At 70.5% G+C, this 19,943-nt stretch carries 19 protein-coding genes; 16 read left to right on the top strand and 3 right to left on the bottom strand.

Annotation, left to right across the window (positions count from 1 at the left end; all coding sequences use genetic code 11):
• The 3 genes from biuH to ACP4E5_RS12215 are packed head-to-tail and all read left to right on the top strand — an operon-like array spanning position 1 to position 1,540.
• On the top strand, positions 1 to 687 hold the full coding sequence (gene biuH / locus ACP4E5_RS12225; RefSeq protein WP_425827885.1) for a biuret amidohydrolase: 687 nt from the start codon (positions 1 to 3) through the stop codon (positions 685 to 687).
• Positions 684 to 893: a hypothetical protein gene (locus tag ACP4E5_RS12220; protein WP_425827883.1), complete on the top strand. Its 210-nt coding sequence runs from the start codon at positions 684 to 686 to the stop codon at positions 891 to 893. The genes biuH and ACP4E5_RS12220 overlap by 4 nt, the downstream gene beginning before the upstream one ends.
• The gene (locus ACP4E5_RS12215) at positions 890 to 1,540 is read left to right on the top strand and encodes an alpha/beta fold hydrolase (protein ID WP_425827881.1); all 651 of its coding nucleotides are present in this window, start codon (positions 890 to 892) and stop codon (positions 1,538 to 1,540) included. Before ACP4E5_RS12220 ends, ACP4E5_RS12215 begins: the two co-directional genes overlap by 4 nt.
• On the opposite strand, the gene ACP4E5_RS12210 is transcribed toward ACP4E5_RS12215, so the two are convergent.
• Positions 1,521 to 2,741, bottom strand: a complete 1,221-nt coding sequence (locus ACP4E5_RS12210; RefSeq protein ID WP_425827879.1) for an MFS transporter — start codon at positions 2,739 to 2,741, stop codon at positions 1,521 to 1,523. The two genes, ACP4E5_RS12215 and ACP4E5_RS12210, sit on opposite strands and share 20 nt — an antisense overlap.
• A gap of 253 nt (positions 2,742 to 2,994) precedes the next feature.
• On the opposite strand from ACP4E5_RS12210, the gene ACP4E5_RS12205 reads away from it, so the two are divergent.
• The 5 genes from ACP4E5_RS12205 to ACP4E5_RS12185 all read left to right on the top strand — a co-directional run bounded on the left by ACP4E5_RS12205 (position 2,995) and on the right by ACP4E5_RS12185 (position 9,198).
• Positions 2,995 to 3,876, top strand: coding sequence for an oxygenase MpaB family protein (locus tag ACP4E5_RS12205; protein WP_425827877.1), 882 nt, complete (start codon positions 2,995 to 2,997; stop codon positions 3,874 to 3,876).
• A gap of 113 nt (positions 3,877 to 3,989) precedes the next feature.
• Positions 3,990 to 5,012, top strand: coding sequence for a TIGR03842 family LLM class F420-dependent oxidoreductase (locus ACP4E5_RS12200; RefSeq protein WP_425827875.1), 1,023 nt, complete (start codon positions 3,990 to 3,992; stop codon positions 5,010 to 5,012).
• A gap of 139 nt (positions 5,013 to 5,151) precedes the next feature.
• Entirely contained in the window at positions 5,152 to 6,663 is a 1,512-nt protein-coding gene (locus ACP4E5_RS12195; protein WP_425827873.1) for an NCS1 family nucleobase:cation symporter-1, read from the top strand.
• 266 nt (positions 6,664 to 6,929) lie between these two features.
• Complete coding sequence (locus tag ACP4E5_RS12190) at positions 6,930 to 8,420, top strand: NCS1 family nucleobase:cation symporter-1 (protein ID WP_425827871.1); 1,491 nt, start codon at positions 6,930 to 6,932, stop codon at positions 8,418 to 8,420.
• 52 nt (positions 8,421 to 8,472) lie between these two features.
• Entirely contained in the window at positions 8,473 to 9,198 is a 726-nt protein-coding gene (locus ACP4E5_RS12185) for an aspartate/glutamate racemase family protein (RefSeq protein ID WP_425827869.1), read from the top strand.
• Position 9,199: 1 nt separating this feature from the next.
• Here ACP4E5_RS12185 and ACP4E5_RS12180 read toward each other — a convergent pair whose 3' ends face one another.
• Entirely contained in the window at positions 9,200 to 9,859 is a 660-nt protein-coding gene (locus tag ACP4E5_RS12180; RefSeq protein ID WP_425827867.1) for a hypothetical protein, read from the bottom strand.
• Positions 9,860 to 10,065: 206 nt separating this feature from the next.
• Here ACP4E5_RS12180 and ACP4E5_RS12175 point away from each other — a divergent pair, with 206 nt between their 5' ends.
• Complete coding sequence (locus ACP4E5_RS12175; protein WP_425827865.1) at positions 10,066 to 10,467, top strand: cold-shock protein; 402 nt, start codon at positions 10,066 to 10,068, stop codon at positions 10,465 to 10,467.
• 8 nt (positions 10,468 to 10,475) lie between these two features.
• Here the strand turns inward: ACP4E5_RS12175 and ACP4E5_RS12170 are convergent, their stop codons facing one another.
• On the bottom strand, positions 10,476 to 11,123 hold the full coding sequence (locus tag ACP4E5_RS12170) for a TetR family transcriptional regulator (RefSeq protein WP_425827863.1): 648 nt from the start codon (positions 11,121 to 11,123) through the stop codon (positions 10,476 to 10,478).
• Between the two features lie 55 nt (positions 11,124 to 11,178).
• Between ACP4E5_RS12170 and ACP4E5_RS12165 the strand changes: the two genes are divergently transcribed.
• The 7 genes from ACP4E5_RS12165 (at position 11,179) to ACP4E5_RS12135 (ending at position 19,939) form a co-directional block, all read left to right on the top strand.
• Positions 11,179 to 12,648 carry an MFS transporter gene (locus ACP4E5_RS12165; protein ID WP_425827861.1) on the top strand — a complete coding sequence of 490 codons (1,470 nt, stop codon included), beginning with the start codon at positions 11,179 to 11,181 and terminating at the stop codon, positions 12,646 to 12,648.
• A gap of 30 nt (positions 12,649 to 12,678) precedes the next feature.
• Positions 12,679 to 14,166: a sulfatase-like hydrolase/transferase gene (locus ACP4E5_RS12160; RefSeq protein WP_425827859.1), complete on the top strand. Its 1,488-nt coding sequence runs from the start codon at positions 12,679 to 12,681 to the stop codon at positions 14,164 to 14,166.
• Between the two features lie 209 nt (positions 14,167 to 14,375).
• Positions 14,376 to 15,965, top strand: coding sequence for an ABC transporter substrate-binding protein (locus ACP4E5_RS12155; RefSeq protein WP_425827857.1), 1,590 nt, complete (start codon positions 14,376 to 14,378; stop codon positions 15,963 to 15,965).
• Between the two features lie 65 nt (positions 15,966 to 16,030).
• Positions 16,031 to 16,984, top strand: a complete 954-nt coding sequence (locus tag ACP4E5_RS12150) for an ABC transporter permease (RefSeq protein WP_425841239.1) — start codon at positions 16,031 to 16,033, stop codon at positions 16,982 to 16,984.
• A 50-nt stretch (positions 16,985 to 17,034) separates the two neighbouring features.
• Complete coding sequence (locus tag ACP4E5_RS12145; RefSeq protein ID WP_425841236.1) at positions 17,035 to 17,856, top strand: ABC transporter permease; 822 nt, start codon at positions 17,035 to 17,037, stop codon at positions 17,854 to 17,856.
• Positions 17,853 to 18,878: an ABC transporter ATP-binding protein gene (locus ACP4E5_RS12140; RefSeq protein WP_425827855.1), complete on the top strand. Its 1,026-nt coding sequence runs from the start codon at positions 17,853 to 17,855 to the stop codon at positions 18,876 to 18,878. Before ACP4E5_RS12145 ends, ACP4E5_RS12140 begins: the two co-directional genes overlap by 4 nt.
• Positions 18,875 to 19,939, top strand: coding sequence for an ABC transporter ATP-binding protein (locus tag ACP4E5_RS12135; RefSeq protein ID WP_425827853.1), 1,065 nt, complete (start codon positions 18,875 to 18,877; stop codon positions 19,937 to 19,939). The genes ACP4E5_RS12140 and ACP4E5_RS12135 overlap by 4 nt, the downstream gene beginning before the upstream one ends.
• Positions 19,940 to 19,943 lie beyond the last annotated feature (4 nt).

Below are 19,943 nucleotides of genomic sequence, written 5' to 3'. Positions count from 1 at the left end.
ATGGCAACCGTCGACGCGACTCCGTACACCTGGCCCTTCGACGGCGAGGTGGCCGTCGACCGCACCGCCCTGCTGTGCATCGACTGGCAGACCGACTTCTGCGGCCCCGGCGGCTACGTGGACACCATGGGCTACGACATCTCCCTCACCCGCGCCGGTCTGGAGCCCACCGCGCGTGTGCTCGACGCGGTCCGCGAGACGGGCATGACCGTCATCCACACCCGGGAGGGCCACCGCCCCGACCTGTCCGACCTGCCCGCCAACAAGCGCTGGCGCTCCGCGCGGATGGGCGCCGAGATCGGTTCCGCCGGACCGTGCGGCCGCATCCTGGTGCGCGGCGAGGCCGGTTGGGAGATCGTGCCCGAAGTGGCCCCCGTCGACGGCGAGTTGATCGTCGACAAGCCGGGCAAGGGCGCCTTCTACGCCACCGATCTGGACCTGCTCCTTCGCACCCGCGGCATCACCCACCTGGTGCTCACCGGCATCACCACGGACGTCTGCGTGCACACCACCATGCGTGAGGCCAACGACCGCGGCTACGAATGCCTGTTGCTGTCGGACTGCACCGGCGCCACCGAGCGGAGCAACTACGAGGCGGCCCTGAACATGATCAGCATGCAGGGCGGCATCTTCGGCGCCGTCGCCACGAGCGACCAGTGGCTCGCGGCCGTGAAGGAAACCGCGTGAGTGTCGCTGCCGTGGTCCGGGTCCGCCGGGCCATGGCACACCTGGCCCAGGGCGAGCGGCCCGAGGCGTGGATCGCGCCGCGCCCGGAGGCGGCCGGAACGACGGCGGTCTACGTTTCCCGAGGCGCCGAGCACCAGGGGCCGCCCGGCGGCGGCGTCACCCTCGGCCACCGGGCAACCGCGCCCTCTGCGGAACCCGCCCCATGAGCATGCCCCGGCTGGTGCTGATCCACGGCGCCGCCACCACCTCGCGCATCTGGGACGGCCTCCTCCCGCACCTCGTCGGGGCGGGCCACGAGGTGATCCGCCCCGACCGGCCGTGCTCCGGCGACCTCGACACCGAGGTCGCCGCGCTCGCGGACCTCTGCGTCGGCGCGACGGTGGCCGGCGTGAGCGGCGGGGCCACGCTGGGCCTGGAACTGGCGGTCCGCGGCGTACCCCTGCGCGCGGCCGTCCTCCACGAGCCGGCCGCCGGCTCACTGGCGCCCGGCCTGCTCGCCCACGTCGCAGAGGGCCTGCGCACCAACGGAGTTGCCGGCTTCGGGAACGCCCTCTACGGACCGCGCTGGACCCTCGCCGACGCACCGGCGACACCCGGCGTCGTAGAACGCGAATTCGCGATGTTCCGCACCTTCGAGCCGGCCCTGCCGGCCCCGGACTGCGGGCCGGTACTGCTCACCACCGGCGCCGAGTCACCGCCGTCCCGGCACGCCTCGGTCGCGGCCGTCGCCCGCCACTGCGGCCTGCCGTGGACCACGATCCCCGCCGCCTCGCACGCCGTTCACCTGGAGTCCCCCGCCTCGTTCGCGGCCACGATCCTCGCCCATGCCGCGCTCAGGGCTTCGTCAGCGTGACCCCGTCGGGCTGCCGCGAAAGCTCCGGGTTGGACGAGGCGACCACGTCCGAGTGGCGGTGGCCGCGGTCCATGAAGCCGCCCGTGAAGGCCAGGGCGAGGCCCGCGACGGCGAGTGCCGCGCCCACCAGGGTGGGGGAGGTCCAGCCCCAGCCCGCGGAGATGGCCAGGCCGCCGAGCCAGGCGCCGCCCGCGTTGGCGAGGTTGAAGGCGGAGTGGTTGGAGGCCGCCGCCATGGTCGGCGCCGCGTCCGCCTTGGCCATCAGGAGCATCTGCACGGGCGTCGTGATGAGGGAGCCAAGGGCGCCGACGAGGGCGATGACGATGAGCGCGGGCACCGTGCTGTGGACCGCGAAGTAGAACGCCACGAGCGCCGCCGCGAGCAGGGCGAGACCCGCGTACAGGGTCGGGCGCAGGGCGCGGTCCGTGAGCGGGCCCGCGATCAGCGTGCCGAGGGTCATGCCGACGCCGTAGAGCGCGAGGACCAGGGTGGTCGAGGAGTCGGAGATGCCCGTGACGTTGGTCAGCATGGGCACCAGGTAGCTGTAGACGGCGAAGAAGCCGCCGAAGCCGACCACGGCCGTGGCCAGGCCGATCACCACCTGCCGGTTGCCCATCGCCCGCAGCTCGTGCCGGATCCCGGTCTGCCCGCCGCGCGGCTGGTGCGGGACGAAGAGGGTGAGCGCCGCGAGGGCGACACCGCCGATGACGGCGACCGCCCAGTAGGCGGAGCGCCAGCCCAGGTGTTGGCCGAGGGCCGTGCTCGCCGGGACGCCGACGATGTTCGCGACGGTCAGGCCGAGGAACATCTTCGACACGGCGCGCGCGGCCCGGTCGGGTGTGACGAGCCGGGACGCGACGACGGCGCCCACGCCGAACAGCGCTCCGTGCGGCAGACCGGCGAGGAAGCGCGCGGCGAAGAGCAGCCCGAAGTTCGGGGCGAGCGCGGACGCGACGTTGCCGACCACGAACAGGCCGGACAGGAGCAGCAGCAGCCGCTTGTGGGGGATGCGCGCGCCGATGCCCGTCAGGACGGGGGCGCCGACGACGACACCGAGCGCGTATGCGGAGACGAGGTTGCCGGCGTGCGGCACCGACACGTCGATGCCGTCGGCGATCTGGGGCAGCAGCCCCATCGTGGCGAACTCGGTGGTGCCGATGCCGAACGCGACAACAGCCAGGGCCAGGAGGGCCAGCGGCATGGTGCAGGAAGCCTTTCGAAGAACGGGGAGGCCGGTCCCTGGGACAGGGATCGGCCGACAACCCGTGCAGCAGCAGGGCAGACCCGCGCATTCCGCGATCGCCCCACGAGCCCCCGTGACCTCCGTCACCCCGCGCGCCGTCCGTGCGCGTACGCCGGTGCTCTTGATCCTTGAAGGCGGCCGTACGAAGGTGGGTCGGCGGGCACGTCGGGGACACGGCCCCGTCGTGCGCCACGGCGCGGGGAGGACCAGCGTGCGGCGCGACCACTGGATCCGGCGGATCCGCCGGCTCGATCCCGACACCGACTACCACGAGATCTACGGCATCAGCTCGTCGTACGAGTTCCCGTGGGACACCATGCAGGCTCTCGGATTTGCCCTCTATCGGACGTACGCCGTGCCGAGCATCGGTCAACTCCTCGGCCGTACCGGCGAGTTCACTGAGCGCGCGCAGAAGCGGTACGACGACACGGTGCTCATCCTCGACGCGGTCGGCGAGCACGGCCCGGACGCGGGGGAGGGGCGCGAGGCCGTCCGCCGGATGAACCGGATGCACGGCGCGTACGACATCTCCAACGACGACTACCGCTACGTCCTGTCGACCTTCGTCGTCGTGCCGAAACGCTGGATGGACGCCTACGCGTGGCGGCCGTACTCGCGCCACGAGGTGCGCGCGGCCACCAACTACTACCGCGATCTCGGCCGGCGCATGAACATCAAGGACATCCCGGAGACGTACGAGGAGTTCGAGCGCCTCATGGACGACTACGAGCGCCGGCACTTCGCGTACGACCCGGGCGGCCACGCGGTGTCCGAGGCGACGCTCGACCTGATGGCGTCCTGGTACCCGGGCCCGTTCGGCGCCGCCGTGCGCGGCGCCTCCGTCTGTCTGATGGACCCGCCGCTGCGCGCCGCGTTCGGCTACAAGGACCCGAAGCCGGCCGTCGAGCGGGTGGTGCGGGGCGGACTCAGGATGCGCGGCCGGTTCGTCCGGCTGCTCCCGGCGCGGAGCACACCGCGGCACGGCCGGGACAGCAGCACCGTGCGCGGCTATCCGAACGGGTACCGGATCGCCGACCTCGGCACGTTCCCCGGCCGCTCGCGCAGCGAGGGGGAGCGCCGCTCTCGGCGGTGACAAAAGCTGGACGCGCGTAGAGCTCACCCGGAGGGCCTCTTGCCAAGCCTCCCCGGGAAGTCCACGATTGAGCCTTTCACTGGCGGCTCGGCACCCAACACGAGGGGCTCCCCATGGACTTCGGACTCGTCCTACAGACCGACCCGCCCGCGTCCGCGGTCGTGGACCTGATGAAACACGCGGAGCGCTCCGGTTTCACGTACGGGTGGACATTCGACTCGTGCGTGCTGTGGCAGGAGCCGTTCGTCATCTACAGCCGGATCCTCGCGGAGACGGAGCGGCTGACCGTGGGCCCGATGGTCACCAACCCGGGCACGCGCACCTGGGAGGTCACCGCGTCGACCTTCGCGACGCTCAACGACATGTATGGCAACCGCACCGTGTGCGGCATCGGGCGCGGCGACTCCGCGATGCGCGTCGCCGGGCGCAAGCCGAACACCCTGGCGCGGATCAGCGACGCGATGAAGGTGATCCGCTCGCTCGCGCGGGGCGAGGAGGCCGACCTCGGCGGGGGCTCCGTCGTCCGGTTCCCCTGGGTGCGTCCGGGCGCCGAACTCCCCGTGTGGATGGCGGCGTACGGGCCCAAGGCGCTCAAGATGGCCGGCGAGGAGGCCGACGGTTTCATCCTCCAGCTCGCCGACCCGTTCCTCACCGAGTGGATGGTGAAGGCGGTGCGGGACGCGGCGGAGGCGGCGGGCCGCGACCCCTCCGCGGTCAAGATCTGTGTCGCCGCGCCCGCCTACGTCACGGCCGACGACTCGCCCCAGGCGCTGGCGCACGCGCGCGAGCAGTGCCGCTGGTTCGGCGGCATGGTCGGCAACCACGTCGCCGACCTGGTGGCCAAGTACGGCGCGCACTCCGGCATGGTCCCGGACGCCCTCACGGAGTACATCAAGGCACGCGAGGGCTACGACTACGCGCACCACGGCCGCTCCGGGAACCCGGACACGGCGTTCGTGCCCGACGAGATCGTGGACCGCTTCTGCCTCCTCGGCCCGCCCGCCGCACACCTCGAAAAGCTGGAAGCGCTACGGGAGTTGGGCGTCGACCAGTTCGCGGTGTACGCGATGCACGACGCGAAGGAAGCGGTGATCGACGCGTACGGCCGGGACGTGATTCCCGTGCTGCACACATGACATGGCATCGCATGACGTGACATGACCAGCGAGTGAGCAATACCCGTACCAGGCAAGGCAGTTGACGGCACCCGCACCCGCATCCGCACCCGCCCCGCACGGCCGCTGTCCCCGTCTCATTCCGCAGAACGGACTGCTCATGACCGACACGGCTCCCAGAACATCCCCGCCCGCGGTGGAACTCACCGCCGACGCCTACCCCGCCGGCAGCCCCTACGCCAACGAGGACCTGCGCCCCGTCCCGATCGCCGACCGGCACTGGACCACGTACAACTTCGTGGCCCTGTGGATCGGGATGGCGCACTGCATCCCGTCGTGGACGCTCGCGTCGGGGCTCGTCGCCCTCGGCATGGACTGGAAACAGGCCGTCCTCACCATCGCCCTCGCGAACGTCATCGTCCTGCTCCCCATGCTGCTGACCGGGCACGCGGGGCCCAAGTACGGCATCCCCTTCCCGGTCCTCGCGCGGGCCGGCTTCGGGGTGCGCGGCGCCAACCTGCCCGCGCTGGTGCGGGCGGCGGTGGCCTGCTGCTGGTTCGGCATCCAGACGTGGATCGGCGGCCAGGGCATCTTCGTACTCCTCGGGAAGATCTTCGGAGGGTGGACGGGAGCGGCCGAGGTCGGCGGCTATCCGTGGACCCTCTGGCTCTGTTTCTTCCTCTTCTGGGTGCTCGAACTCGCCATCATCTACCGGGGTATGGAGACGCTGCGCCGCTTCGAGAACTGGGCGGCGCCGTTCGTGCTCGTCGGCGCGGTGGTGCTGCTGGTGTGGATCGCGAACAAGGCGGGCGGCTTCGGTCCGCTGCTGCACGAGCCGTCGAAGGTCGGCTGGGGTCCGGACTTCTGGAAGGTCTTCTTCCCCGGCCTGATGGGCATGATCGGCTTCTGGTCCACGCTGTCGTTGAACATCCCGGACTTCACCCGCTTCGGGAAGGGCCAGCGGGCGCAGGTCTGGGGGCAGACGCTGGGCCTGCCGACGACCATGACCCTGTTCGCCCTGATGTCGGTCCTGGTGACGGCCGGTTCGGAGAAGGTGTACGGGGCGCCGATCTGGGACCCGGTGGCGCTGGCGGGCAAGACGGACAACGTGTTCGGGCTGCTCTTCGCGCTCATCACGGTGTTCGTGGCGACGATTTCGGTGAACGTCGCGGCGAACGTGGTCTCGCCCGCGTACGACCTCGCGAACCTGGCGCCGAAGCTCATAAGTTTCCGAACGGGCGCCGTCATCACGGGAGTTGTCGGGGTCCTCGTCATGCCGTGGAAGCTGACGTCGACGCCTGAGCTGTACATCTTCACGTGGCTCGGCGTCGTCGGCGGTCTGCTCGGCACGGTCGCGGGCATCCTGATCGCCGACTACTGGATCGTGCGGCGGACGGTGCTGCACCTCGCCGATCTGTATGTGCGGGGCGGGCGTTACTGGTACCGCGGCGGCTGGAACTGGCGGGCCGTCCTCGTCTTCGTGGTCGGCGGCGTGCTGGCCGTCGGCGGCTCGTACTCGACGCTGAACGCGAAGGGCGAGAAGGCGGGCCCGTTCCCGGTGGACGGTCTGATCCCCTTCCTCAAACCGCTGGCCGACTACGGCTGGGCCGTGGGCCTCACCGCGTCGCTCGTGCTGTACACGGTGTTGATGGCGGGGCGGCGCCGGGACTGACCCGGCTCCTGCACCCGGCTTCTGTGACCTGGCTCATTGACGGACCCGCACTCCATCAGGTTTGGTATACCAAATCGGGAGTGCGGGTCCGTCGCGTGTGCGCTCGCTCGCCAAATGCCCGATTTGGGCAGCCAGTTCGCCCGTGAGGAATCGGTGTTTTCTTCGCGTACACCTATTGATTACCGCAAAACTGGCCCGTAGCGTTTTCCCGCCAAGAGGAAACAAAGTTCCTCATCGCGGAAAACGTGGACATCCAGGAGCGCGTCATGGCTGCCGTGCACGAACAGACCCCCACCGCCGGTGTCGACGGGCCCGCCCGCACCAGTCCGGGTCTCTACAGTCCCGATCTGGCCCCCACCAAGAAGGAGGGGCGCCGCTGGGGCGCGTACAACGTCTTCACCCTGTGGGGCAACGACGTGCACAGCCTGGGCAACTACGCGTTCGCCGTGGGCCTGTTCGCGCTCGGGCTCAGCGTCTGGCAGATCCTGATCGCCTTCGCGGTCGCCTCCGCGCTGCTCTTCGGACTCCTCACGCTGTCCGGCTACATGGGCCAGAAGACCGGCGTTCCCTTCCCGGTGATGAGCCGGATCGCCTTCGGCATTCGCGGCGCGCAGATCCCCGCCGCCGTGCGCGGGGCCGTCGCCATCGCCTGGTTCGGCATCCAGACGTATCTCGCCGCGTCCGTGCTCGGCGCCGTCATCAAGAAGCTGGCGCCCGGCGCCGCCTCGCTCGACCACAACTCGATCCTGGGCCTGTCCACCCTCGGCTGGATCACCTTCCTGATCCTGTGGGTCGTCCAGGTCGTGATCGTCAGCTACGGCATGGAACTCATCCGCAAGTACATGGCGTTCGCCGCGCCCACCATCCTCATCACGATGTGCGCGCTCGCCGCCTGGATCTTCGTCAAGTCGGACATGTCCATCGCGGTCTCCACCGGCTCCGCGCCCACCGGGCTCGACGCCTGGCGGCAGATCCTCGAGTCCGCCGCGCTGTGGGTCGTCATCTACGGCACGTTCGTCCTGAACTTCTGCGACTTCACCCGCTCCGCGAAGAGCCGGCGCGCCATCGTCGCGGGCAACCTGGTCGGCATCCCGCTCAACATGCTGTTCTTCGCCGGCATCGTCGTCGTGCTCTCCGGCGGCCAGTTCAAGATCAACGGTGCGGTCATCTCCGGCCCCGAGGACATCGTCGCGACCATCCCGAGCACCCCGCTGATGGTCCTCGCCTCGCTCGCCTTCATCGTCCTGACCATCGCGGTCAATCTGCTCGCGAACTTCGTCGCGCCCGTCTACGCGCTGGTCAACCTGTTCCCGCGGAAGCTCGACTTCCGCAAGGCCGGGATCGTCAGCGCCGTCATCGGCCTCGTCATCCTCCCGTGGAACCTCTACAACAGCCCGACCGTCGTGAACTACTTCCTCGGCGGGCTCGGCGCGCTGCTCGGCCCCGCCTTCGGTGTCGTGATGGCCGACTACTGGCTCGTCCGCAAGACGCGGGTCAACGTCCCCGACCTCTACACCGACGCCGCCGACGGCGACTACCACTACCGCTCCGGGTTCCACCTGCGGGCCGTCGGCGCGTTCGCCCCGTCCGCCGCCGTCGCGGTCGTGATCGCCCTCGTGCCCGCGTTCAAGACGCTCTCCGGCTTCTCCTGGTTCATCGGCGCCGGCCTCGCCGCGCTGCTCTACGTTGTCCTCGCGGACCGCAGCCGTATCGCGAACGACAAGGACGGCGAGGAGATCGCGGTCCCGGCCGCCTGACCCCGCTCCCGCACCACCTCGAAGCACAACAAGAAGAAAGCGGTCGCCCGCCATGCGCATTCTCGTCTGCAACGTCAACACCACCGAGGACATGACCGAGAGCATCGGCGCGCAGGCCAGGGCCGTCGCCTCGCCCGGCACCGAGATCGTGCCGCTCACCCCGGCGTTCGGCCCCGACTCCTGCGAGGGCAACTACGAGAGCTACCTGGCCGCGATCGCCGTCATGGAGACGGTCCGCGCCTACCCGGAGCCCTTCGACGCCGTCGTGCAGGCGGGCTACGGCGAGCACGGCCGCGAGGGCCTCCAGGAACTCCTCGACGTCCCGGTCGTCGACATCACCGAGGCCGCGGCCAGTACGGCGATGTACCTCGGCCACAAGTACTCCGTGGTCACCACGCTCGACCGGGCCGTGCCGCTCATCGAGGACCGCCTCAAGCTGGCCGGGCTCACCGACCGCCTGGCCTCCGTACGCGCCAGTGGCCTCGCCGTCCTGGACCTCGAACGCGACCCGGACGCCGCCGTCAAGGCCATCGTCGAGCAGTCCGCGCGCGCCGTGGAGGACGACCGGGCCGAGGTCATCTGCCTGGGCTGCGGCGGCATGGCGGGCCTCGCCGACGAGGTCAAGGCGCGCACGGGCGTGCCCGTCGTCGACGGGGTCGCGGCGGCCGTGACCGTGGCCGAGTCGCTCGTACGGATGGGCCTGAGCACGTCGAAGGTGCGCACGTACGCGCCGCCGCGCCCCAAGCGGTTCAAGAACTGGCCGCCGCGCCAGGGCTGAGTCAGGAGCCCTTGCCGAGCGAGGCCGCCGCGTCCCCGGCGGCCTTGCGGGCTCCTCTGATCACGGTGTCGTTCGACGGCGCGTGCTTCGTCTCGAAGTCGCTGCCGTTGTAGGTGACGGTCAGCAGCATGTTCCCCGCGCGGACCGTCACGACGGACTCGCGGGTGTCCTGCTTGTCCTTCGTCGTGAGCGAGCTCGTCACACGCGCCTCGTCCCCGAGGCCCTTGAGCGGGCTGTTCCGCTTCTCGCCGTCCCCGGCCGCGAACGCCTTCTTCGCCAGGTCGTCGGAGTCCTTCACCTCGAAGGAGACGTCGAGCCAGCGGTAGTCGTACCCCTTCAGGGCGCTCCACGAGCAGCCGCGGCGGACCGACTCGTCGGTGGCGGACAGCTCCTTGCCGGCCGTCTTGGCGTCCGGCACGAGGGACTTGATCGTGGAGGCGGGCAGCGCCTCGCAGGGAGCCGGCGGCTTCGGATAAGTCTTCGAGGCCACGGCCTCACCGGGCTTGTCGGGCGCCGAGGACGACTGCGGCGCCGACTCGGAGTGGTCCTTGCTCGCGGACTGCTCCGCCATGGGGCCCGAGTAGGCCCAGCCCGCGCAGGCGAGCACGGCGACGGGCAGCAGGCGGGCGGTCAGGGTGACCGGGAGCGGGAGAGAACGCACGGCGTACGTCCCTTACGTCAGGGCGGGCGGGGGACGCCAGTCTCACATGAGTTGCTGTGTGCGGATACCGCCACTTCCGTCACTGTGACATCACGCTGGGGCGTCGGACCGGAGGGTCCGCGGGATCCGTGGGGCGGACCGGTAGGATCCGCAAACGTTGTTGGAGGCTGCGGGCACCGGGTCCGCCGAGGTGGTTGGGGGTCGGCGTGGTAGCTGGTCGTGTGGTGCGCTTCGACGGCGCGCGTGGTTATGGGTTCATCGCGCCGGACGACGGCGGCGAGGACGTCTTCCTGCATGTGAACGACCTCCTGATCCCCGAGTCGTACATCCGCACGGGCCTCAAGGTGTCGTTCGACATCGAGGAGGGCGACCGCGGCCCCAAGGCCTCGTCGGTGCAGCTCGCCGAGGGGGCCTCGGCCCCGGCGCCCGGCCGGCACGCGGCCGAGGGCGACGACGTGCTCTGCGATGTGCTGCGCGTCGACGAGTTCACGAACGAGGTCACGGAGCTGCTGCTGCGCTCGGCGCCCTCGCTGACGGGTGAACAGATCCTGGCGATCCGCCGGGAGTTGGTGCAGAGCGGGCGCAAGCACGGCTGGGTCGACAGCTGATCAGCTGATCACCACGGGGAGCTCGACACCTCGGCAGTGAGCACCGCCACCCCCGCGTCGACGAGGTCGGCCGCGAGCAGACGCTGATCCCCGGGGGCGGCTCCGGCCTGAAGCACCCGCTCCCGCTGCGCGAGGGTGTGCAGCAGTAGTCCGATGAAGAAGTCCCACCGGTTCTCCCTTACGCGGTCCGGGAGTTCGGGCATGCAGTGCGTGATCCGGGAGTGCAGCCGCAGCAGACCGCGCGTCCAGGGGTGTGCCCTGAGGTCGTTCGGCGCGATGCCCTCGACGTACATGGCGTTGACGACGAACCGCAGGAACCAGCTGGGCCGCTCGGGGTCCTCCAGGCGTTCGACCATCGGGCGCACCAACACCCCGGTGAGCGCCCGCAGTTCCCTGCCCCGGCCCTGAGCGTCGATCGCCTCCAGCAACTCCAGCTGACGCGCCGTCGTGACGGTGAGCCGTTCCTCGTAGATGGCGTCGACCAGCCCCCGTTTCGTACCGAAGTGATAGGCGACCGCGGACGTGTTGCGCTGGTCCGCCGCCGCGGCGATCTCCCGAAGTGACGTGGCGTGGATGCCTTGTTCGGCGAAGAGTCGCTCCGCCACGTCGATGAGGCGGCGTCGTGTTCCGTTCGTGTTCGTGTTCGCGGGGGCCATGGCGAAGAGTGTCGGTTGTCTTGCTTGTTTAACGCAAGCGCGTTAAGACGGCTGCGTGACCGACACGTCCCGACTTGAAGGCCGCCGGCCCGCCGCGTACGTCCTGCGGCTCGTCCCGCTGATCCTGCTCACCGAGGTCGTCGCGCTCGAACTCGCCCTGGTCTACCCGGCGTTGACGCACATGGCGGCCGAGTTCCGCACTCCGTCGATCGGCTGGACGCTCACCGTCGTGAGCCTCGTCGGGGTGGTGGCGCAGCCGCTGCTCGGCAAGGTCGCCGACGGGCACGGCAAGAGGCGGGTGATCGTGTGCGCGGCGGGCGCCTTCGCGGTCGGCTCGCTGGTGTGCGCGCTCGCGCCGAACTTCCCGGTCTTCCTCGCGGGGCGGGCGGTGCAGGGCGTCGCGATGGTGATCGCCCCGGCCGCGTACGGGCTGATCCGCGATGTGTTCCCGGTGCGCCTCGTGCCGGTGGCGATGGGCGCGATCACCACCGGCATCGGGCTCAGCGTCATCGTGGGCCCGGTCGTCGGCGGGGCGCTCACGCAGGCCTTCGGCTTCCGCGCGATCTTCTGGTTCTGCGTGCTGTACGCGGTGGTGCTCACGCCGCTCGTGGTCGTCACGTTCCCGGAGTCGGGGGTGCGGCTGCGGCGGCGCGTGGACGTCGCCGGGGGACTGCTCTTCGGCTGCGGCGCCGCGGGAGTGCTGCTCGCGGTGGGGCAGGGTGGCCGGTGGGGGTGGGGCTCGGCCCGGCTGGTCGCGGTGGCCGTCGGCGCGTGCGTGCTGCTCGCCCTGTTCGTGGTGTGCGAGCTGCGTGCCGCGTATCCGCTGATCGATTTGCGGCTGCTCGCGGGGCCCGGGCTGCGCTGGACGCTGCTCGCCGCGTTCGGCGGCTCCGTCGCGATCGGCGGCCAGGCGCTCACGCTGCCGCAGCTCGTGCAGACACCGAAGGACACCGGGTTCGGGCTCGGCATGGCGCCGCTCGGTGTCGCCATCTTCCTTGTCCCGCAAGGGTTGTTGAGCGCGGCGGGCGGTCCGCTCGGCGGGCTGCTCGCGCGCCGGCACGCCCCGCGCACCGGCTTGCTGATCGCCCTCGGCTGCCTCGCCACGGGCGCCACGCTGCTGTCCGTACTGCACACACAGGTGTGGCACATCCTGCTCGCGGCCCTGTTCGCGGGCGTCGGCTTCGGCTTCTTCTTCGTGTCCGTGTCGAACCTCGTCGTGGAGGCCGTGCCAGCGACACACACCGGGGTCGGCGCCGGGATGATGGGCGTCGCCAACAACCTCGGCAACGCCACCGGTGTCACCGTCCTCGGCGCCGTACTCGCCCAGCACGTCCTCGACGGATCCGCGGCAGGCGACAAGATCCTCTACGCCGAGCCGGGCTACGTCTCCGCGTTCCTGGTGGCGGCGGGCTTCGCCGCCATGGCACTGCTCGTCGCCGCGTTCATGCGGCACGGGCGGACCCCGGCGACCGGTGGCGTGGGCGCCGCCGCGCGCGAGACCGGACCCGTCGAGGCCGCTCCATGACCAACGCCCTTGCGAACAAGGATGGTTGACATGCAGAAAGCTCACCGGCCCAACATTCTCCTCATCGTCTCCGACCAGGAGCGCCAGCGTGACTGGCTCCCCGTAACGGTCGAACTCCCCTGGCGTGAGCGGCTGTTGGCCGAAGGGCTGGAGTTCACGAACTACTGGACGCACTCCTCGCCCTGCTCGCCCTCGCGCGCCACGATGATGACCGGCCAGTACGTCACCCAGCACCAGGTCGCCGAGAACGTCATCTTCCCCTGGCAGCCGGAGCTCGACCCCTCCGTCACCACCGTCGGCGCCGCGCTGCGGGGAGCCGGCTACCGGTCCTCGTACATCGGCAAGTGGCACCTGTCCCGCTCGGCGCGGCCCGACATGGAGGCGTACGGCTACGGGGACTGGGACGGCAACGACCACCACTTCATGGGCCTCGCGGGCACCGGAGTGCACTTCGACCCGGTCATCGCGAACAACGCGGCGCACTGGCTGCGCCGGAACGCGGACTCGCCCGAGCCCTGGTTCCTCACCGTCGCGCTCGTCAACCCGCACGACGTGATGTGGTATCCGATCGACCAGCCCGAGTACCAGCGCGCGCACCCCCGGACGATGGAGTTCGTCCGCCAGTTCCTCGACGGCGACTGGGGCGGCGGGCAGGCCGTCCCGCCGTACGAGCAGCTCTACGACGAGGTGTTCAGCGAGCTGCCCGGCAACTTCGACGACGATCTGCACACCAAGCCGGACACCCAGCGGCAGTGGCGCCACGACCAGCAGCACGGCCTGTGGGGGTACATCGACCCGGCCGACAAGGGCGCGTGGCTGCGCCAGCTCGACTACTACGCCCAGCTGCACCGCCTCGCCGACGCGTCCCTCGGCAAGGTGCTCGGCGCGCTGGAGGAGTCCGGTGGCTGGGATGACACGGTCGTCATCTTCACGTCCGACCACGGCGACATGTGCGGCGGCCACGGCCTGCGCTCCAAGGGGCCGTTCGTCTACGACGAGATCATGCGCGTGCCCTGCTACGTGAAGGTGCCGGGGACGACCCGGCCCGGCACGGTCAGCGATTCCCTCGCCTCGCACGTCGACCTCGCCTCGACGATCTGCGCGCTCGCGGGGGTGCCCGCGCCCGACTCGTTCCGCGGCGTGGACCTCACGCCCGTGTTCCGGGACCCGCGGGCGTCGGTGCGCGAGTACGTGCTGTTCGCGCACGAGGCCACGCACACCCGTGCGATCCAGCGGACGCGCTACGCGGTGCGTGGCATGTTCGACGGCCGGTTCAAGTACGCCCGCTACTTCGGCGTCGGCGGCGGGCTCCCCGCCGACCTGGGCGCGAAGCCCGAGCCCTCCACGATGCTCTACGGCCCGGACGCCGACTTCGACGACAACGACCACGAGCTGTACGACCTCCAGGAGGATCCGGGCGAGCTGGTGAATCTCGCCATGGACCGGGCGCGGCGCGTGGAGCTCAGGGAGCGGTTCGGGAAGCTGCGCGAGGTGGAGGGGGTGGACTTCGCGCGCTGACCGATCCATGGGGATCGTTCTGTAGGGCGGCGTCCCATTTGCCGCTTGGGGTTATCCAATCTTCACCAAGGGTTGTCCGGCATCCGGACAACCCTCTTGTGTGCGGACTGTATGCGAAATACGTTCTGCCGTATTCCTTGATCGCTCACCGATCGCCCACCCCTCACCCCTGGCGGAGGTAAGCCCTCGTGCGCCGAACAGCGGTTGCCGTGACGGCAGTTGTCCTGGCGATGTCCACTTTGTCGGGCTGCGGCTCCCTGCAGTCCTCGGCCACGGAGGTGGGCGGGGAGCGGATGGCCGACAACCGTCCGGTCCGTGACGGCGGAACGCTGACCGTGGCCCTCAACGCCGACCCCGACAAACTGGACCCGACCCTCGCCCAGACCCTCGTGGGCCGCACCGTCTTCGCGGGCATGTGCGAGAAGCTCTACGACGTCGACGAGCAGGGCAAGGTCGTCCCGCAGCTCGCGACCCATCTGCCCAAGGTGTCCAAGGACGGCCGCACCGTCACCTTCGACGTACGCAAGGACGCCAAGTTCAGCGACGGCACCAAGCTGAACGCCGACGCCGTCGTCACCTCCCTGATGCGCCACCGCGACCTGTCCGGCTCCGCCCGCGCCACCGAGCTGACCCCGCTGAAGTCGGCCAGGGCCACGGGCCCGTACGGCGTCGAGCTCACCCTCAAGCAGCCGTACGTGCCGCTGACCGCGGTGCTCGCCGACCGCTCCGGCATGGTGATGTCGCCGACCGCGCTCAAGAAGTACGGCAAGAACTTCACCAACCACCCGTCCTGCGTGGGCCCTTACCGGTTCGTCGAGCGCGTCGGAGGCGACCGCATCGTCGTCGCCAAGGACCCGAACTACTACGACGCCAAGGACGTCCACCTGGACAAGGTGATCTACAAGCCGATCCCCGACGGCAGCGTCCGCCTCGCCAACCTGCGCTCCGGCGACGTCCAGGTCGGCGACCAGATGGTCCCCGTCGACGTGAAGAGCGCGCTCACCGACAACAAGCTGCGGCTCTTCAACTCGCCCTCCCTCGGCTACCAGGGCATCGGCATCAACGTCGGCAACGTCAAGGGCCTCGGCCAGGCGCCCGGCAAGGTCGACACCCCGATGGCGAAGGACGTCCGCGTCCGCGAGGCCTTCGAGCTGGCCATCGACCGCGACCTCATCAACAAGGTCGCGTTCCAGGGCATGTACGAGCCCGCCTGCGGCCCGATGTCCCCGGCGTCCGCGATCGCGCCCGGCGTCAAGGCCTCCCAGTGCCCGAAGCGCGACGTCCCCAAGGCGAAGCGGCTGCTGAAGGCGGCGGGCGTCAAGGGCGCCGTGCACGTCGAGCTGAAGATCCCCACGACGCCCGAGTGGAGCCGGATCGGCCAGATCATCCAGGCCATGGTCAAGGACGCAGGGTTCGCCCTGACCCTGCGCCCCACCGAGTACGCCACCATGCTGGAGCAGACCGACGACGGCGACTACCAGGCCTTCCAGAGCGGCTGGTCCGGGCGCCTCGACCCGGACGGCAACATCGCGAGCTTCCTCCAGACCAAGGGCGCGATGAACGCCTACGGCCTGTCGAACACCAAGGTCGACGCGCTCATCAAGCGCGGCCGCACCGAGTCCGACCCCGCCGAACGCGACAAGATCTACGCCGAGCTGATCCGCGAAGTGAACGCCGAGCACACCCTGATCTACCTCTACCGCCAGAAGAACTACGTCGTCACCGGGCAGGACGTCGCGGGCCTGCGCGTCTACGGAGACGGCCTCGTCCGAGTCAAGGATGCGGGGTACGTCAAGTGACGACCGCTCACATTGCCGACAAAAAGCCCCAGTTGAAGAAGACCGGGCTGCTCGCCGGGCATCCGATGGCCGCGTACGTGCTGACCCGCATCCGGCAGTCCGTCATCACGATGTTCCTCGTGTCGATCGTCGTGTTCGCCGGCATCCGCGCACTGCCCGGCGACCCGGCGCTCGCCCTCGCCGGTGAGGAGCGCAGCCCGAAGGCGCTGGCCGCGATCCGCGCCTCGTACGGGCTCGACGACAACATCGTGGTCCAGTACGGCCGGTTCATCGGGCACGCGCTCCAGGGCGACCTGGGCAACTCCTCGCGCACCGGGCTCCCGGTCTCCGACGCCATCGCGCAGGCGCTGCCCGTCACCCTCGAACTCGCCGCGCTGTCCCTGCTGTTGGCGATCGTCCTCGGTGTCGGCGCCGGTGTCGTCGCCGCCGTGCGGCGCGGCAAGAGCGCCGAGTGGATCGCCAACGCCCTCGCGCTGCTGGGTCTTTCGGTGCCGACGTTCTGGCTCGGCATCGTCCTGGTCCTCGCCTTCGCGATCGCCGTGCCGGTCTTCGCGGCCTCCGGCTTCGTCCCGTTCGGCACCGACCCGATCGACAACCTGCGCCGCATGGTGCTGCCCGCGATCGTCCTCGGCTCCGGGCTCGCCGCCGTCGTCATGCGCCAGACCCGCGCCGCGATGCTCGACTCGCTCTCCGCGGACTACGTGCGCACGGCCCGCGCCAAGGGCCTCTCGCGCCGCGAGGTGGTCGGCGGGCACGCGCTGCGCAACTCGCTCGTCACCGTCGTCACCGTGCTCGGCCTCCAGCTCGGACACCTGATCTCCGGCGCGGTCGTCACCGAGCAGATCTTCGTGCTCCCCGGCTTCGGCAAGCTCACCATCGACGCCGTCTTCACCCGCGACTACGCGACGCTGCAAGGCGTGGTGCTGTGCACGTCGTTCGCGTACATCTTCATCAATCTGCTGGTCGACGTGGCGTACTCGGTCATCGACCCGCGCATCCGGCTCGGAGGTGCCCGGTGACCACCCTCGTCCTCACAGGAATACGCGCACGGGCCGCCGGGAACGCCAAGCTGCGCGCCCTGCGCAAGAACAAGCTCGCCATGACCGGCGCCGTCATCGCCGCGATCTTCGTGCTCGCCGCGCTGTTCGCGCCGCTCGTCGCGCCCTACGACCCCGCGCGCGCCGACTTCGGGGACGTGCTCGCCGCGCCGAGCTGGGCGCACTGGCTGGGCACCGACGACCTCGGGCGCGACCAGCTGTCCCGCGTCGTGTTCGGGGCCCGCGCCTCGATGCAGGTCGGCGTGCTCGCGGTCGTCCTCGCCTTCGTGATCGGCGTCCCGCTCGGGCTGCTCGCCGGGTACTACGGCAAGGTCGCCGACAGCGTGGTCTCCCGCGTCACCGACACGATGCTCGCCTTCCCGTTCCTGGTCCTGGCCGTCGGCCTCGCCGCCGTCCTCGGCCCCTCGCTCACCAACGCGACCATCGCGATCGGCATCTCGCAGATCCCGGCCGTCATCCGCATCTCCCGCGCCGAGACGCTCCGCCTCAAGCACGTGGACTACGTGGCCGCGGCCGTCGCGAACGGAGGCGGCGACGGCACCGTCCTGTTCCGGCACATCCTGCCCAACGCCACCTCGGCGCTGATCGTGCAGGCCACCGTGGGCATCCCCACCGCCATCATCGGCGAGGCCCTGCTCAGCTTCCTCGGCCTCGGTGTGCAGCCGCCCGAGCCGTCCCTCGGCGTGATGCTGTCGTCCGCCCAGGCCTTCCTCGCGCCCGCGCCCTGGATGGCGGTGTTCCCCGGCCTCGCGGTCGTCGCCGCGACGCTGGCGTTCAACCTGCTCGGCGACGGCCTGCGCGACGTCCTCGACCCCCGTGGAGCGACCCGATGAACGACCTTGTTTCCCCGGCGTCAGAACCCGTTCTCAGCGTCCGGGACCTGTCCGTTTCCTTCCGCTCCGACACCCGCACCGTGCACGCCGTCGACCAGGTCTCCTTCGACCTGCGCGCCGGTGAAGTGCTCGCCGTGGTGGGCGAGTCGGGCTGCGGCAAGTCCGTCACCTCCATGGCCGTCATGGGCCTGCTGCCGCCCACCGCGCACATCACGGGATCCGTCCGGATCGGTGACAAGGAACTCGCGGGCGCGGACGACAAGGCGTACGGGAAGATCCGCGGCAACGAGATCGCGATGATCTTCCAGGAGCCGATGACGTCCCTGAACCCGGTGCTCACCATCGGGCGGCAGATCGGCGAAGTGCTCCGCCGCCACCAGGGCCTGAACAAGAAGCAGGCACGCGCGCGTGCCGTCGAACTCCTCGACCTCGTGGGCATCCCCGCCCCGGCCGAGCGCGTCGACGAGTACCCGCACCAGCTGTCCGGCGGCATGCGCCAACGCGTCATGATCGCCATCGCGGTGGCCTGCGACCCGGCGGTCCTCATCGCCGACGAGCCGACGACCGCGCTCGACGTCACCGTGCAGGCGGGCATCCTGGAGGTGCTTCAGTCGCTGCGCGAGCGGCTCGGCACCGCCATCGTCCTCATCACGCACGACCTCGGCGTCGTGGCCGACACCGCCGACCGGGTGCTCGTCATGTACGCGGGCCGCCCGGTCGAACAGGCGCCGGTGCACGAGCTGTTCGCCGACCCCCGCCACCCGTACACGCGCGGGCTGCTCTCCGCAGTGCTGCGCCCCGGCGGCGAGGGCAAGCGGCGGCTCCCCGAGATCCCGGGCCTCGTGCCGAGCCTCGACTCCCAGCCCGACGCCTGCACGTTCGCGCCGCGCTGCGCTCGCGCCGACGACACCTGTACGTCGAGCCGTCCCGGCCTCAAGGCCGTCGCCGCGGACGCCGGGGCAGGCGCCCCGCACCGCGCCGCCTGCTGGCACCCGCACACCCTCCAGGAGACCGCGTCATGAGTCCTGAGAACAGCTCCCCGGTCCTTGAACTGGTCGACCTGGAACGCCACTTCGCGGGCGCCACCGGCACCGTCCGCGCCGCCGACGGCGTCACCCTGACCGTCGGCCGCGGCGAGGTCGTCGGCCTCGTAGGCGAGTCCGGCAGCGGCAAGTCGACCGTAGGACGCTGCGCCGTCCGCCTCGACGAGCCCACCGGCGGCACCGTGCGCGTCAACGGCACCGACGTGACCACCATGTCCCGGCGCGCCCTGCGGCCGCTGCGCAAGGACTTCCACCTGGTCTTCCAGGACCCGTCGTCCTCGCTCGACCCGCGGATGACGGTCGGCCAGATCATCGCCGAGCCGCTCAAGCTGCACGGCATCGCGAAGGGCGAGGCGGCACGCGCGCGTGTGGCCGAACTCCTCGACCAGGTAGGGCTGCGCCCCGAGCACGCCGACCGGCATCCGCACGAGCTCTCCGGCGGCCAGCGCCAGCGCATCTCCATCGCCCGCGCGCTGTCCGTCGAGCCGGATCTGCTGATCGCCGACGAGCCGACCTCCGCGCTCGACGTGTCCGTGCAGGCCTCGGTCCTCAACCTCCTCGCCGACCTGCAACGCGACCGCGGTTTCGGTTGCCTGTTCGTCACGCACGACCTCGCGGCCGTCGAGTACCTCGCCGACCGGATCGCCGTCATGTACCTCGGCCAGATCGTCGAACAGGCGCCCACGCGCGAGCTGTTCGCGGACCCGAAGCACCCCTACACGCAGGCGCTGCTCTCGGCCGCGCCCGTCCCGGACCCGACCACGCAGCGCAGCCGCGAACGCATCGTCCTCAGCGGCGAGTTGCCCAGCCCGCTCGCCCCGCCGGCCGGGTGCCGCTTCCACACGCGCTGCCCGCTCGCCGTCGACCGCTGCCGCACCGAAGTGCCGTTGCTGCGGACCTTTGACAGCGCGGCGGGCGGCCGGGAGGTCTCCTGCCACCTCGTCGCGGACGACGGCACGGCCCCGGACGCGGCAGCGCCGCCGGACGAGCTGTCGGCAGCGTCTCGTACGATCCCGGAAACCCGCACCGCCACCAGCTAGGAGC

It is taken from the genome of Streptomyces fractus (assembly GCF_049844455.1).
In the GTDB taxonomy this organism is placed as follows: Bacteria; Actinomycetota; Actinomycetes; order Streptomycetales; family Streptomycetaceae; genus Streptomyces; species Streptomyces fractus.
Note: the sequence above shows the minus strand (reverse complement) of the source record. Positions and strands in the feature narration are given on the sequence as shown.

Coding starts and splice junctions, on each gene's coding strand:
- biuH (WP_425827885.1), top strand. CDS start 1: ATGGCAACCGTCGACGCGACTCCGTACACCTGGCCCTTCGACGGCGAG.
- ACP4E5_RS12215 (WP_425827881.1), top strand. CDS start 890: ATGAGCATGCCCCGGCTGGTGCTGATCCACGGCGCCGCCACCACCTCG.
- ACP4E5_RS12210 (WP_425827879.1), bottom strand. CDS start 2,741: ATGCCGCTGGCCCTCCTGGCCCTGGCTGTTGTCGCGTTCGGCATCGGC.
- ACP4E5_RS12200 (WP_425827875.1), top strand. CDS start 3,990: ATGGACTTCGGACTCGTCCTACAGACCGACCCGCCCGCGTCCGCGGTC.
- ACP4E5_RS12195 (WP_425827873.1), top strand. CDS start 5,152: ATGACCGACACGGCTCCCAGAACATCCCCGCCCGCGGTGGAACTCACC.
- ACP4E5_RS12190 (WP_425827871.1), top strand. CDS start 6,930: ATGGCTGCCGTGCACGAACAGACCCCCACCGCCGGTGTCGACGGGCCC.
- ACP4E5_RS12185 (WP_425827869.1), top strand. CDS start 8,473: ATGCGCATTCTCGTCTGCAACGTCAACACCACCGAGGACATGACCGAG.
- ACP4E5_RS12170 (WP_425827863.1), bottom strand. CDS start 11,123: ATGGCCCCCGCGAACACGAACACGAACGGAACACGACGCCGCCTCATC.
- ACP4E5_RS12160 (WP_425827859.1), top strand. CDS start 12,679: ATGCAGAAAGCTCACCGGCCCAACATTCTCCTCATCGTCTCCGACCAG.
- ACP4E5_RS12150 (WP_425841239.1), top strand. CDS start 16,031: ATGGCCGCGTACGTGCTGACCCGCATCCGGCAGTCCGTCATCACGATG.
- ACP4E5_RS12140 (WP_425827855.1), top strand. CDS start 17,853: ATGAACGACCTTGTTTCCCCGGCGTCAGAACCCGTTCTCAGCGTCCGG.
- ACP4E5_RS12135 (WP_425827853.1), top strand. CDS start 18,875: ATGAGTCCTGAGAACAGCTCCCCGGTCCTTGAACTGGTCGACCTGGAA.